Source organism: Planctopirus sp. SH287, from assembly GCF_056500625.1.
This window is the reverse complement of sequence record NZ_CM151403.1, coordinates 4377997-4391356: the sequence shown is the minus strand read 5'-3', so window position 1 is coordinate 4391356 and position 13360 is coordinate 4377997. Positions and strand designations below refer to the sequence as shown.

Annotated in this window: 11 protein-coding genes; 5 read left to right on the top strand and 6 right to left on the bottom strand. The window is 54.6% G+C overall.

Annotation, left to right across the window (positions count from 1 at the left end; translation table 11 throughout):
* Positions 1 to 20: 20 nt before the first annotated feature.
* The 4 genes from SH287x_RS16330 to SH287x_RS16315 form a co-directional block, all read right to left on the bottom strand.
* Positions 21 to 611 (bottom strand): nucleotidyl transferase AbiEii/AbiGii toxin family protein, encoded by a 591-nt coding sequence (locus SH287x_RS16330; protein ID WP_479515450.1) that lies wholly within the window; start codon positions 609 to 611, stop codon positions 21 to 23.
* Between the two features lie 220 nt (positions 612 to 831).
* Complete coding sequence (locus SH287x_RS16325; RefSeq protein ID WP_479515449.1) at positions 832 to 3957, bottom strand: PSD1 and planctomycete cytochrome C domain-containing protein; 3126 nt, start codon at positions 3955 to 3957, stop codon at positions 832 to 834.
* A 412-nt stretch (positions 3958 to 4369) separates the two neighbouring features.
* Positions 4370 to 5719: a sigma-54-dependent transcriptional regulator gene (locus SH287x_RS16320; protein WP_479515448.1), complete on the bottom strand. Its 1350-nt coding sequence runs from the start codon at positions 5717 to 5719 to the stop codon at positions 4370 to 4372.
* An 85-nt stretch (positions 5720 to 5804) separates the two neighbouring features.
* Positions 5805 to 6761 carry an aldose 1-epimerase gene (locus SH287x_RS16315; RefSeq protein WP_479515447.1) on the bottom strand — a complete coding sequence of 319 codons (957 nt, stop codon included), beginning with the start codon at positions 6759 to 6761 and terminating at the stop codon, positions 5805 to 5807.
* A 116-nt stretch (positions 6762 to 6877) separates the two neighbouring features.
* On the opposite strand from SH287x_RS16315, the gene SH287x_RS16310 reads away from it, so the two are divergent.
* From SH287x_RS16310 to rph, 5 genes are all read left to right on the top strand, one after another.
* Entirely contained in the window at positions 6878 to 8104 is a 1227-nt protein-coding gene (locus SH287x_RS16310; RefSeq protein WP_479515446.1) for a hypothetical protein, read from the top strand.
* Between the two features lie 123 nt (positions 8105 to 8227).
* Positions 8228 to 9547 carry an N-acetylglucosamine-6-phosphate deacetylase gene (locus SH287x_RS16305; RefSeq protein ID WP_479515445.1) on the top strand — a complete coding sequence of 440 codons (1320 nt, stop codon included), beginning with the start codon at positions 8228 to 8230 and terminating at the stop codon, positions 9545 to 9547.
* Positions 9534 to 10328, top strand: coding sequence for a platelet-activating factor acetylhydrolase IB subunit (locus SH287x_RS16300; RefSeq protein WP_479515444.1), 795 nt, complete (start codon positions 9534 to 9536; stop codon positions 10326 to 10328). Before SH287x_RS16305 ends, SH287x_RS16300 begins: the two co-directional genes overlap by 14 nt.
* Before the next feature lie 281 nt (positions 10329 to 10609).
* Positions 10610 to 11761, top strand: coding sequence for a hypothetical protein (locus SH287x_RS16295; protein ID WP_479515443.1), 1152 nt, complete (start codon positions 10610 to 10612; stop codon positions 11759 to 11761).
* Between the two features lie 55 nt (positions 11762 to 11816).
* Positions 11817 to 12536 carry a ribonuclease PH gene (gene rph / locus SH287x_RS16290; RefSeq protein WP_479515442.1) on the top strand — a complete coding sequence of 240 codons (720 nt, stop codon included), beginning with the start codon at positions 11817 to 11819 and terminating at the stop codon, positions 12534 to 12536.
* A gap of 214 nt (positions 12537 to 12750) precedes the next feature.
* Here the strand turns inward: rph and SH287x_RS16285 are convergent, their stop codons facing one another.
* Positions 12751 to 12975, bottom strand: coding sequence for a hypothetical protein (locus tag SH287x_RS16285; protein ID WP_479515441.1), 225 nt, complete (start codon positions 12973 to 12975; stop codon positions 12751 to 12753).
* Positions 12976 to 13203 (bottom strand): hypothetical protein, encoded by a 228-nt coding sequence (locus SH287x_RS16280; RefSeq protein WP_479515440.1) that lies wholly within the window; start codon positions 13201 to 13203, stop codon positions 12976 to 12978.
* Positions 13204 to 13360 lie beyond the last annotated feature (157 nt).

Here is a 13360-nt window from a genome sequence, read left to right as displayed (position 1 = left end):
CGACCCTTGTTGGTCGATTGTCAGCCTTCCGGCGTATCAATGAGGGATTGCAAACGACGTCCAAGTTCCGGGTGGTAACGATCAGGCCAGGTGGCATCAATCAGACCGACATCAAGCATGTCTCTTAAATGGGTGCGATCTTTATCACGAAATGACGTCAGCTTCATACGGACGAGCGCTTCGAGCGAAATGACTCGATAGCTTGGGCCTGCTTCCGATTCATCGACATCCGGCGCAGTAGCCACGTATTCCTCACGAACCTTTTCGTTCGCCTTGACGATATGTACGGCATCGCGGAACTTCCCCTCCGGGCCATCCGTGAAGAAGTCAATCCCGGCAGCATGCCTATGAATAAAGCCCGCTGAGCTTAAAGCTTGGGTTGCAGCAGGAATATCATCCCGACGGAAAAGCAGATCCACATCAGCAGTGAAACGGACAGCTGCTTCATCAATTCGTGACACCCAGTTGGCGACTGCATTCCCTCCCACCACAGCGTAAGGAACATCAGCTGTTTCTAAAGCCGCTGTCGCCCGAAGCAATCGCTCCTGAATCTTGTTAATCGCCATCTCGACCCTTCTCAAATCAAACGGTTGAAGAGGTACTGTAGACATCGAGATGGTTCCTACAAGCTTCGCGAAGTATTTGCTGGATCACTGGCCTGACAGGATCTAGCGAATATGACAGTTTATCAACAATCTGTTTCCACAGAATAACTTAAATGACAAGGACTTTGTCCACTCGAGTGTCAAGTGGGGTTGAACGGTTGTAAAGCCCGGAATGAGATAACGTTACAGTTCGTGAACTCCTCCAGGATAGAGCCGTGATACAGCATTATTCCTTCGTAATGGCAGCATCCAGATTGAGCATCAGGTTAGCGATCATTGTATAGGCCGCGAGTTCAGATACTTCCATCTGGCCGGGTTTGGGAAGTGTCCCAATCGAGAGAAGTTGTTCTGCCGCTTTGCCATCCGCGCGGTAAATCTCCAACTGCTTGTCGAGCACGCGCTCAAGCACGACCAACTCTTCCGCTCTGGCTTCACGGCCCAGCACCCGACGATAAGCGTAGTTGATTCTCTCAGCAGGCGCCATGCCTCCCTCGGACATCATCTGCCCGGCGAGATGGCGGGCCGCCTCAACATACTGATCGTCATTCATCAGCGCCAGCGCCTGGAGCGGCGTGTTTGTCCTTGCACGGCGTACAGTGCAGGTCTCGCGCGATGGAGCGTCGAACGTCGTCATGGAGGGCGGCGGAGCTGTCCGCTTCCAGAATGTATAGAGGCTACGGCGGAAAAGAGCCTCGCCATTATCGCGGGTATAGGTGCGGGTATTACTGTTCTGAAACGCGATCGGTTCCCAGACGCCATCGGGCTGGTACGTTCGCACGCTCTTGCCTCCTTGCCTTTCTACTAAGAGCCCCGACGCGAAGAGAACACTGTCACGAATCGTTTCCGCATCCAGTCGGAAGCGGGGGCCTCGTGCGATGAGAAGATTTTCGGGATCTTTCGCATAGAGTTCAGGAGTCACCTTGGAAGACTGGCGATAGGCTTGTGACATGACGATCAGCTTCTGGAACTTCTTTAAGTCCCAGCCAGTTTCCATGAATTCAGCCGCCATCCAATCGAGCAGTTCCGGATGAGTCGGCCACTCGGATTGCGACCCGAAATCGTTCGATGACTTCACAATCCCGATGCCGAAATACTGCTGCCACAACCGGTTGACCGTCACGCGCGATGTTAGCGGATGATCCCGTGAAACCAGCCATGTGGCCAAACCTAACCGGTTACGCGGCAGGTCATCGGCCATAGGAGGCAGTGCGGCCGGTGTGGCCCGCGTGACCTTATCCCCCGGTTTGTCGTAAGCCCCGCGGATCAGCACGAAAGCGTCACGTGGCTGAGCCATGTCTTCACTCACCAATGTCGCAGGGATCTGCTTATCCAAAGCATCCCGCTGAGCCTGTGCTTTGGACAATTCACTATTGATCGGGCTAAAGACTTTTCGCGTTTCCGGATGAACAAACTCAACGAAGTATTCGCGAAGCTCCTTCTTCTGGGCATCGTTCCTCTTTTCAGGAGCGATCTTGATCAACTTGTTGATGTTCTCCGGCAAGGCCGGCTTCTTCTGCAACTTCTGATAGTTTTCCCACGCCAGCAGGGAGTGAAAAGACTCGCCGTTCTGGAGCGTCAGTGTCCGAATGCCCGCGTAATCCCAAAAGACCGTGCCGCCAAACTGTGTGAAGGCCCAACCGTTGATTTTGGCCCCGGAATTCAGCCCCACATGCTGGGCGTTGACCGACAACCGCACCCATTCGCCAGTTTTAGGGAGCGGCCCGCCGTGACGATGTCCGGATGTTCCTCCCTTCCCGTAAGGAATCGCGTCGTCACCAAAATAGACACGGTGTTCCCAGGAACCATCATTGAATTGGAGCATGATTGTCTTGGGCGGATTCGCGGGATCGAGATAGACATAGGCGAAGAGTTCATCTCCCTGCCCAACTTCCAGCGGCGACGCGGCACCCGTAAAAAAGTGCTGGTCAAGTCCCGGCGTCGTACGTGTCGAAGCCGTCGTGCCTGAGAATACCGGCCCTTCATTGGAAGTGATGAATTTCCACGATCCCGTATTCGATTGAGGTTGAGCACCAGGCGGCAAGACATCATCAACCCAGACAAAATCACGGCGGGTCACACTCAGCGCGTCAGCCGGGGCATCCAGTGGAGGTTCCACGTAAGGTGTCTCCGCCCGTAATTTATTTCGTTTGGATTTGATCTCGTTCAATTGTTGGTCGAAAGCCGCTAGTTGCGCGGTCTGCTCGGGAGTGGGCAGCCGCAATGTGGGCGGAGGAAGCAGCGCGTTGCCATCCATTGCCTTGTCATTAAGGCTATTGAAGAACGCATAAAGTGAATAAAACTCTTTCTGGGAAACCGGGTCAAACTTGTGATCGTGGCATGACGCACAACTGAGCGTCAGGCCCAGCCAGACCGTACCGACAGCGTCCGTCCGGTCGATGGCATAGCGAACGTACCATTCGGCATCAATCGCCCCACCTTCACTTGTCGTGACGTTGCAGCGGTTAAAGCCTGTCGCCACCCGTTGATCAATCGTGGGTGATGGCAAGAGATCGCCCGCCAGTTGATCAATCGTGAACTGGTCGAACGGCTGGTTGTCATTGAAGGCCCCGATCACCCATTCGCGATAAGGCCATAACGAACGTTCGTTATCGAGATGCAGGCCGTGCGTATCGCCATAGCGGGCGGCATCAAGCCAGTAGCGAGCCATATGTTCGCCATAACGGGGCGAAGCCAGCAATCGATCAACCGCTTTACTGTAAGCGTCTGGCGAGGCATCGCTTACGAAGGCATCCACTTCAGCAGGCGTGGGTGGCAAGCCGGTCAGATCGAACGTCACCCGGCGGATCAGTGCCAACCGATCGGCATCATCGGCCAGTGTCAATCCTTCGTTCTCTAACCGCGATTGCAGAAAACGATCAATGGGGGTGCGAACGCGGGTATCGTTCTTCACCACAGGAAGCTCGGGCCGCTCGATCCTGAGGAACGACCAGTGGGCCTGATACTCCGCTCCTTCACTCACCCAGCGTTTCAATGTCTCGATTTGTTCGGGAGTGACTGCTTTACCGCTATCCGGAGGCGGCATTTTCAGGTCAGGATCATTTGAAGTCACGCGAGCGATCATTTCGCTCATCGCGAGATCACCCGGCACAATCGATCGAATGCCTGAATCAGTTTCAGCCAGGGCGGCTTCCCGTTGATCCAGCCGCAAACCGGCTTCCCGCTTGGCACTATCCGGGCCATGACATTGGAAGCAGGTGTTCGACAGAATCGGGCGGATATCCCGATTGAACTCCAGTTTCTGAGCCGCACTCGCGTTTTCACTGACAGCGACCAGCACTATTGAAACAGCCAGCCACAACATCGGTTGTGTCAAAGACTCACGCATTCTCATCGAGTTGAATCCTCGAGGCCAACTGTCGCATTGCCATCAGGAAAATGGCAATGAATTCAGCTTGTGGGGACTGTGAAGGCGAGGGATCAGTCGCACAGAGCAAGTGATCGTCAACGGAGGGATTTCATCCTGCATTGGATCACAAACAGATAGGAAAGTCTACAATTGTCATTGTGCTCGGAGTTAAGCTTGGCGGAGTGCCCGTCATAACCCCATCGCGGACTTGCTAAAGGCGATCCGGCAAGACTCCCTCGCCCGCTTGCGGGAGAGGGCTGGGGTGAGGGTCTCATCCCTCCTCGCTTCTAACAGCTATCGACAACCTCTCATCGAAAGCGACGTACACACCCCTCATACCGCCTGTAGCCACCATCTCTCTCTTGGGAGAATGATTTGAGAGCTTCCGGACGGACACTCAAAGATCGATTCCTAATTCTTCAATCTTGCGATAAAGGCTGGAAAGGCCGAGCTTGAGCCGCTTGGCAGCCTCCCGCTTGTCCGGGCACAGTTTCAAAACCCTGAGAATATGCATCTTCTCGTAATGCCTGATGGCGGTGCGCAGGTCGTCGGTATCGGGCAACGCCTGAGTGATCCCGACAAGTTCGGGAGGGAGGTCTTTGGGCGTGATCTGTGTGGAGTCGCAGAGCATCACGGCTCGTTGAATCGCGTTATCGAGCTGCCGAACGTTCCCCTTCCAGTTCGCAGTGAGTAGCAGGCGAATGGTTTCGCTCGTGGCACTGGTGACGCGCTGGTTCATGGCCTTGCTGTGCCGGGCGATAAAGAAATCCACCAGTTCGGGAATGTCGTCCAGTCGGTCGCGGAGAGGCGGGATGGGAAGCTTCACGCCGTCGAGTCGATAGAACAGATCCTCCTGAAACCGGCCTTCCGCCACTTCAAGAGCCAGGTCGCGTGATGAAGAAGCGATGATCCGGCATTCAATCTTGGCCGCATCGGCACTTCCCAAAGGAAGCACCTCGTTGTACTCGATGGCTCGAACAAGTTTCGCCTGCATGGACAGGGGAAGAAGCGTGATTTCATCCAGAAAGACCGTGCCACTTTCGGCGGCACGAAACACACCAACCTGCTCCCCACTTCCGGAGACAGCACCCGCTGCTGCCCCGAAGAGTTGGCTTTCCAGCATCTCCACAGGTCGCATCCCACAATGAATCGCCAGAAAGCGTTCTTCTTTCTTAGGCCCCCATTTGTGAATCATGCGGGCAAAGAGTTCTTTCCCCGTTCCTGATTCCCCCGAGAGCAGGACGTTGGCATTCGCCATCCCCACCTTCCGGGCTGAATCCTGCAACTCTTTGAGAATTTTGCTGGAGCCGACAATTTCATCGCCATCTTCGCGGCGAGCGAGTTCCCGTCGCAGAACCTGATTTTCCAGATAAAGATCGCGGTACTGAAACAGCCGGGCCAGCTTGTTGGAAAGGTCATCGAAGATCACGGGCTTGACGAGGTAATCAAACGCCCCCGACTTGAAGGCCTCGACCGCATTTTCAACCGTGGCATACGCGGTAATGATCAGTCCAGAGACGCCTGGCGTGACTTGTTGCAGCTTTCGCAATAAGGCCAGACCGTCTCCATCAGGAAGCTGGACATCACAAACGGCGACCTGAAACTCACGTTCACGGGCCAGCTTCAGTGCCGTGGCGACGTTGGGAGCCGCCATCGTCTGATAGCCTTCATCGGTCAAAAACTCGAGCAGCGATGTCCGGATAATCTCTTCATCTTCGACAATCAGGACACTGCGAGCATATTTCATAATGTGGTCTTCACTCGATCACAGGAAGTCATGACTCAGAGGTCTCTCTATAGACCTGCTTAAAGTGTCTCATCACGGTATGATGTCACGCAATCGTTCGAGAGACACTGATATCAACCCAGGTATGGAACTCGGCATCGGGAGCTAACACCCGGATGCCAGACGAGATCCCCTGCTGCTCCAGATTCAAGGCGTCTGTCGGGCAAGTATAAGGTTCGACGCAAACGGCAGGACGGCCCGGCGGAGTATAGATCACCACATCCCGGAAAATCGGCGGGCAGGTCTGAACCACTTGCAAACCGGCCGCTTCATCGACCAGCACCATATCAAACTGTGGCCCGTCATAATCGAGCGACGTAAAAACATCATCCAGTTTCAGCAGCGAAACATAGGCCCCCTCCCGCAGTTCCAGATCAGGATCAATGGGATGGATCTTTCCCGTGGGGAGGCTCTCCACCAGTTCAAACTGCTCTGTCACAGGAACTTCCAGCAGGCAGTCTTCAAACCGGCTTTTCGGCGAAAGTGGCAACTTAAAATAGGGGTGTGTTCCCAATCCCCAGGGAAGCGGACGCCGCCCCGTATTGGTGATGCGGAAGTTGGCTCTCAAGCGATTATGGATCAGTTCGTAATCCACGCAGATTAAAAAGTCGCTGGGCCACAGTTCGAACCGATCGGGGGCGTCCACACTTAATTGAAACTCTCCCGTGACAAAATCACTCCCCTGCGCCGTCACGCGCCATGGCCGGTCATAACAGAATCCATGGATGGCGTTCTTCCCCTGGCTGTTCAGCGGCAACTGATATTTCTGGCCTTCCCAGGAAAATTCACCACCACGAATACGGTTCGGGAATGGGAACAGAATCGGGATCCCCCCACTCGAAGGGCGAGCTGTCCCTTCCGCAAAATCGGCAGGAGCATCCAGAACTTCCACCGGCTGATTGTCAATCACAGCCGTGAATTGGTAACAGTTGAACCCCACATCCGGGGCAATTGACGCCGTCGCACCGGTATGCTGATCGATCAATTGAATAATGCGAGTCATGAATGAGCAGCTTTCAAAGGGTGACCCCTCAGGAACGCGAATGGCAGCCACATGGATCAGAATTGCTGCCAATCACCATTTTTAAAGCATAACGATTTTTCGATAGTGAATCCCCTGTGAGTCTGGTCTGTCTCGGTGAGACCATGGCGGGATCTTCACAATTCGCAATGAAGCCTTCTGAGAACCCCATGCCCAAGCCTCATTTATTTGCTCCTCAAAATGAACAGAAGGAGGAACTGACCAATCGCCGCATGCGATGGATTGGCCTGGATGAAGCGGGATTAGGCCCCAATCTAGGCCCGCTGGTCATCACGGCGACCGTTTGGGAAACTCCGCTGGAATGGTGGCAACCTGCTTCACGTGCTGAAGCCCCTGCCTGTGCCTGGCTGGCTTCAAACCGGTTCTGGGAACAGTTACAAACAGCCATCACCTGCCAACCGGTACGCGGGGATCGCCGGTTGCATGTCGCCGATTCCAAAGAAGTCTATTCTCCGGCCAAAGGGGTGGCGTCGCTGGCGGCTTCTGTCCATGGGCTTCTGTCACTCTGGAAATCGCAGGACAGTCACACTCTGCCCACCGACTGGGCCGCCTCTCTAACCATTGGCGGGCTGATTCATGCCATTGATCACACGCTCTGCCAACTGGCATTGCAACCGCCGGCATTGAGGTCTGAACCCTGGCAAAGAGAGAGCGAACCCTGGTACACCACTCTCGGTCAGCAGTCCCTCGTGGGATGCCCCCTCACGCCAGATGATTCCAATCTTTGGCGACAATCCGCCCTGCAATGGCAGCAGTGCTGCAAACAATCGCAGATCGAGCTGAAAACCATTCAATCACGAGTGGTCTTCACGCCCGAATTAAACCACCGACTGGTTCAAACCGGGAACAAGGCGGCGGCTGTTTCTGAAGTGGCACTGGAACTCATGAAATCGGTCTGGAAAGAAGCGGCTGCTCACGATTCAGCCCCTCTTCCCACCGTGGTCATCAGTGATCAACATGGGGGACGTCAAAAATATGAAGCGTTGCTGACTCATCATTTCCCCGAAGAATGGTGGACATGCCTGTCTCAGGGAGCAGGCGGGAGCCATTACTTAACGCCCACCTCGCTTGTCAGTTTTGCCCCCCGTGCGGAAATCCATCTTCCCGTCGCAGCGGCATCGCTGATCTGCAAATACGTTCGTGAATGCTGCATGGAGATCATGAACCAATGGTGGATTAAGCGACGTCCCGAGATAAAACCCACCAAAGGATATCCTCAGGATGCCAAACGCTTCCGAACACAAATTCTCGCTGATTGTGAATCATGGAATTTACCGGAAACAGTCTGGTGGCGCATGAAATAGAAATGCTGAAGCTGCTTTCCCTCGTAAAATAACGCACTGATTATCAAGTACGACTTATCAGGCACAACTCAAAAACGACATCGGGGTGAGACCCCAACAGGTGCCACCTGGAGTTCCCGAAAAATGTACTGCCTTGCCCGCCGCTATGACTCGGGAACACCGGTCGAAGTTGTCGTGGAAAACGGCACAATTCAGTCCCTGTGGCCCGTCGTGACACGCACACCGTTGGAAGCTCTCCCGTTTGTCGCTCCTTCCTTTTTTGATTTGCAGATTAATGGCTATGGCGGCCACTGGTTCAGTGACTCCCATCTGACAACCCCGCAAGTCGTGGCCATCTCCGATGTCCTCTCGCGATTTGGGATCGGGGCCTTCTTTCCCACGGTGGTCACAAACACCACTGAAGTCATGCACCAGAGCCTCCAGGCCATTGCACAAGCCCGTCATGAAGTTCCTGCATTGCAGCGAAGAATCGCCGGGATTCATCTGGAAGGACCGTGGATTTCTCCACTTGATGGCCCGCGGGGCGCTCATCCCGTTCATGCCGTTCGCCCCCCCTCTCTCGATGAGTTTGATTCACTCCAATCGGCGGCGAATGGGTTGATCCGCTTGGTCACACTCGCTCCGGAATGGCCGGGAACGGCACCATTCATTTCCGGGTTAGTCTCACGAGGTATTGTGGTGGCCATTGGTCATACGGCTGCCACTGCCGAAGAAATTCACAAGGCCATCGATGCCGGTGCCACTCTGGGAACGCATCTGGGAAACGGGATCGCGGCTCAACTTCATCGGCATGCCAATCCTCTTTGGCCTCAACTGGCCGATGACCGCCTGACCTGCAGCCTGATTGCCGACGGGCAGCATCTTCCCCCTGATTTTCTCAAAGTCGCTCTCCGTGCCAAGTCGGCTCAGCGCGTGATTCTGACCAGTGACCTGAGTGGCTGGGCTGGTCTTCCCGCAGGACGACATCAATCAGAGTGGGGAGCCTGTGAGGTGTTGGAATCTGGCAAACTGGTCGTGGCCGGCCAACGGGAGTTTCTCGCAGGGAGCCATCTGGGACTGGGAGACTGTGTCGCCACGGCGGCCGCGCTGGGCGGAATTTCTTTATGCCAGGCGATTGAAATGGCCTCCCTCGGGCCACGCCGGTTGTTGAAACTTCCCTGTCAGGAATTAGCGCCCGGCGCTCCGGCTGACCTGATTTTCTATCGCCGGCCCGAACCTGCTTCCAGGGAGCAACACGTCACACTTCCCATTCTGGCAACGTTATCCCAGGGGGAAGTCATCTATCGCGCGAGCAGCTTTTCTGGTGATGACCACACGTCTTTTTCAAGTCGTGCTGGCATGTCGGCGAACAAAAGTGTAATTCCTTTTGAAGAGATGGCTCATGATGGCAATGGGCTTGAGATCGACACCTTAGGTGGAAAGCTTCACGATGAATCGACCTGACTTCGCTTGGTCTTCGCTGGCATTTTACGGATTTCTGGTACTGGGAACAGGAATCGGAACAGAGCTGATGGCCCAGGCCACAGCCACCGCTCCTGCTCCTCAGGCGACAGCGGCCAAACCTTCCGGCTCAGCCTCAACCACGCCTGTTCCCCGCGATGGCAATTGGATGAAACGCCATGAGTCCATGAACGCCCGCGTGGCCAAAGGAGACGTCGACCTTCTCTTTATCGGTGACTCCATTACTCAAGGCTGGGAAGGTGCTGGCAAAGACGTCTGGAAAGAACGCTTTGCTCCTCGCAATGCGGTCAATCTCGGAATCGGCGGTGATCGCACACAGCACGTTCTCTGGCGACTGGAAAACGGCAACATCAAGGGCATCAATCCCAAGCTCGCCGTCCTCATGATTGGCACCAATAACTCGGGTTCCGACTCCAGCGAAGCCATCGCCGATGGTGTGGAAGCGATTGTCGAAAAGCTCAAGACTGATCTGCCAAAAACCAAAATTCTGATCCTGGCCATTTTCCCACGCGGGGCCACTCCAGAAACTCCTCAGCGCAAGGTCAACGAAGGTGCCAACGCCATCATCGCTAAACTTGCCGACGGCGATCGCGTAGAATACCTCGATATCGGCCCCAGGTTCCTCGAAGCCGATGGCACGCTGAGCAAAGAGATCATGCCTGACCTCCTGCACCTCAACCCCAAGAGCTATGCCCTTTGGGCCGACGCCATTGAGCCACAATTGACCAAGGTCTATGGCCCACTCCCGACCGAACAGAAATAAACAGAACAGAAAAAAGCTGAAGAGAAATAAAACCTCTCTTTCAGGCGGACGAGTCCCTGTTGACACCACCCGGCAGCCTGCTGCGACTGATCCACAAACGGCTGCCGGGTGAATGATTTCACAGGGGCGAAATCATTCTCGTTGCTGGCCCTCCTTACGAGCGACTTTCTGGTGTATGCTCTTCGTGGAAGAGACGTAAAAACCGGCTTTTCAAAGCAAATGACGTACATGCCCCCACTCTGATCCGAAGACGGGTCTTGTGACGGCCTCGAAAGACTTTCATGGTTTCCGATCAACTTGCCGACACACTCGCCCGTGCTCACTCGCCACGCGAAATTCTCGAGACGCTGCTGGCCGAATTGACTGCAAACAGCACGTGGCATCAGGTCTTCGATGCAAAACTGGCGATTGCCAAACTGGAATTGAATCTCCCCCTGCTGAAGCCAACTTCTTTTGAAGACGTGCCGGCACATGTTCGGCCAGCGTTTGAAAAAGCTTATGCCGAGGCCGCCCGCTTCGTGGGAGATTCATTGCTCGCTCAGAAAGATCTTATCGGCGCCTTCCCTTACTTTCAGGCCATTCGGGATCTCGCTCCTGTCGGCCAGGTTCTGAGATCACTCCCAATCCCGACCATGTCCTCTGATGAATCACAGAATCTTGTCCAGATCGCGCTCTATCAGAAGGCAGCCCCCGAGCGTGGCGTCGAGATTCTGCTCAAGACGCAAGGAACATGCAGCACCATCACGGCTCTGGATCAAATCTTCGCGGAACTCACTTCGGCTGATCGGTCGGCCTGTGCCACCCGCATGGTTCGGACATTGCACCGCGATCTGCTGGCGAATCTCACACGGGAAGTTCAACAAAGGCTGCCGATGGTCGAGTCTCCCAGAACGATCCGGGAAGCCATCACGGGCCGCGACTGGTTATTTGCCGAGTCCAACTATCACATTGATGTGTCACATCTTCACAGCGTGGTGCGGTTCGCCCGCTCGATCATGAACAGCCCCCCGGATCTGGCACTGGCCCGTGATCTGGCCGAGTACGGCGAGATGCTCGATCCCCAGTTGCAATACGCCGCTGAAGTTCCCTTCGATGATTACTATGCGGCTCACAAGCACTTCTTTAACGTGCTGCTGGAACCTGCTTCCGAGGCTGACCTGGGATGGTTCCAGAAGAAGTTGGAAAATGAACCCGACCGCCCTGATCAAGCGCTGATTGCCTATGTCATGGTCGATCTGCTTGCCCGGTTGAAACGCACGGGCGAAGCCATTCCTCTGGCCCGCAAATACCTGCTGGATGTCGACCCGCAGTTTCTGTCCGCCTTTGCAGAACTTTGCCGTGATGCCAACGAATGGCAGGCGCTGGCAGAGGTTGCTAAAGAGCAGGATGACCCTGTCCTGCTGGCTGCCGCGCTGGCGGCCACTTGTGCTTGACCTCTCAGTAAACACGTTTCACTTCGTTCGATCTACTTCAGGGACTCTTTCAATCATGCGACATGATGGCCGCGCACCGGATCAACTCCGCCCGATCAAAATTCAGCGTCACTTCACGAAAGTGGCACCAGGCAGCGTTTTGATTCAGGCCGGAGAGACCATCCTGCTGGTGACCGCCAGTGTCGATGAAACGCTTCCCCCCTGGAAAGCGGCTGACCCTGCTGCTCAAAAGGGCTGGCTGACGGCTGAATACTGCATGCTGCCAGGCAGTACGTCGCCGCGCAAGCGACGGGAGCGTGAAAAGACAGATGGACGCTCGACGGAAATCCAACGGCTGATTGGCCGTAGCCTGAGGGCCTGCGTCGACTTTGAAGCATTGGGGCCGCGTACGATCACCATTGATGTGGAAGTCCTTCAAGCTGATGGCGGGACGCGCACGCTAGGGATTACTGGTGGTTATATTGCCCTCTGTGATGCCATCGCATCGATCCAGGAAAAGCTGCCTGTTGACCGCCCTGTAATTAAAACCAGCATCGCGGCTGTGAGTGTCGGAATTACTCATGGCACTCCCGTGCTGGATCTCGACTATATTGAAGACAGCCAGGCGGAGGTCGATCTCAATGTGGTCATGACCGGTGAAGGCGACTTCATCGAAATTCAGGGAACGGCAGAAGGCCGTGCGTTTTCACGAACACAACTCGACCAGCAACTGGCTCTGGCCGAGAGCGGCATCCGCCAACTCATGGCACTCCAGCAACAAGCCCTCCAAAGCTGAACGCTTCCTAAAAAACATCTTGCGGCTCTGCCCTTTACTCAACAAGAGCGAAGGGCAGAACGGCCTCTTGTTGTTGGTGCCTCTGCCCGGATCGATGAAAGCGACATCTCTAAAAAGGAAAATCAGAGCCACGAATGAACCCTGGTCGCGTCTATAATGCCGCTAATCGATTGACTTGTACTGGTTCGGCTTGAGGGAAAGATTGCTCAGCGGGTTACGGATTTCTGGATGGGCTTGGAGCGTTTTCTTTTTGAATCGCTGCAAGCTGCTCCTCGATAGTCTCAAAAGTCTGGTGATCAGCCCAGTTGTGGCGTTCCACCGCATAGTTGCCATTACCATTCTCGAACTGCTGAAGAAACCGGATCATTCCAGTCACTCCAAGTTTTTCACGAAGAGCATCGAGTCCATCACGGTTTATTTCGTTGAGAGTCAATGGCATCTAGATTCTCGTTTGGAGTTTTAACACGCGGGCTTTCCGTACCATATCAGAGTTCTGATTGATCTCAATAGACGCCATTTCGGAAGAAAGAGAGATCAATTGAGATTGTTCGATGGCTTCGATCAGCAGCATGGTCGCTTCTGCTTCGAGTCGATTTCGTGGTTCCGTTTGATCGTCAAAAGGGCGATTCAAGACAGACACGTCCAGATAGACTCGCTTTATTGTCATTGAAAGACCTTCGCCCACAGAAGCTTGTTACGGCAAATCTTGCGATTGGACAGAGTGTCATCTTTGATCCTGACAACTCAAAAACACACTCCAGATACCGTCCACTTGAAAACCAGGGTGAAAAAGACTCGCTGGCGTATTAGCATGGGGATTTGTA

What these genes read in the sequence shown, in the direction of transcription:
- SH287x_RS16320 (WP_479515448.1), bottom strand. Translation starts at nt 5,719, where the DNA reads ATGAAATATGCTCGCAGTGTCCTGATTGTCGAAGATGAAGAGATTATC.
- SH287x_RS16330 (WP_479515450.1), bottom strand. Translation starts at nt 611, where the DNA reads ATGTCTACAGTACCTCTTCAACCGTTTGATTTGAGAAGGGTCGAGATG.
- SH287x_RS16305 (WP_479515445.1), top strand. Translation starts at nt 8,228, where the DNA reads ATGTACTGCCTTGCCCGCCGCTATGACTCGGGAACACCGGTCGAAGTT.
- SH287x_RS16325 (WP_479515449.1), bottom strand. Translation starts at nt 3,957, where the DNA reads ATGAGAATGCGTGAGTCTTTGACACAACCGATGTTGTGGCTGGCTGTT.
- SH287x_RS16315 (WP_479515447.1), bottom strand. Translation starts at nt 6,761, where the DNA reads ATGACTCGCATTATTCAATTGATCGATCAGCATACCGGTGCGACGGCG.
- SH287x_RS16280 (WP_479515440.1), bottom strand. Translation starts at nt 13,203, where the DNA reads ATGACAATAAAGCGAGTCTATCTGGACGTGTCTGTCTTGAATCGCCCT.
- rph (WP_479515442.1), top strand. Translation starts at nt 11,817, where the DNA reads ATGCGACATGATGGCCGCGCACCGGATCAACTCCGCCCGATCAAAATT.
- SH287x_RS16285 (WP_479515441.1), bottom strand. Translation starts at nt 12,975, where the DNA reads ATGCCATTGACTCTCAACGAAATAAACCGTGATGGACTCGATGCTCTT.
- SH287x_RS16300 (WP_479515444.1), top strand. Translation starts at nt 9,534, where the DNA reads ATGAATCGACCTGACTTCGCTTGGTCTTCGCTGGCATTTTACGGATTT.
- SH287x_RS16295 (WP_479515443.1), top strand. Translation starts at nt 10,610, where the DNA reads ATGGTTTCCGATCAACTTGCCGACACACTCGCCCGTGCTCACTCGCCA.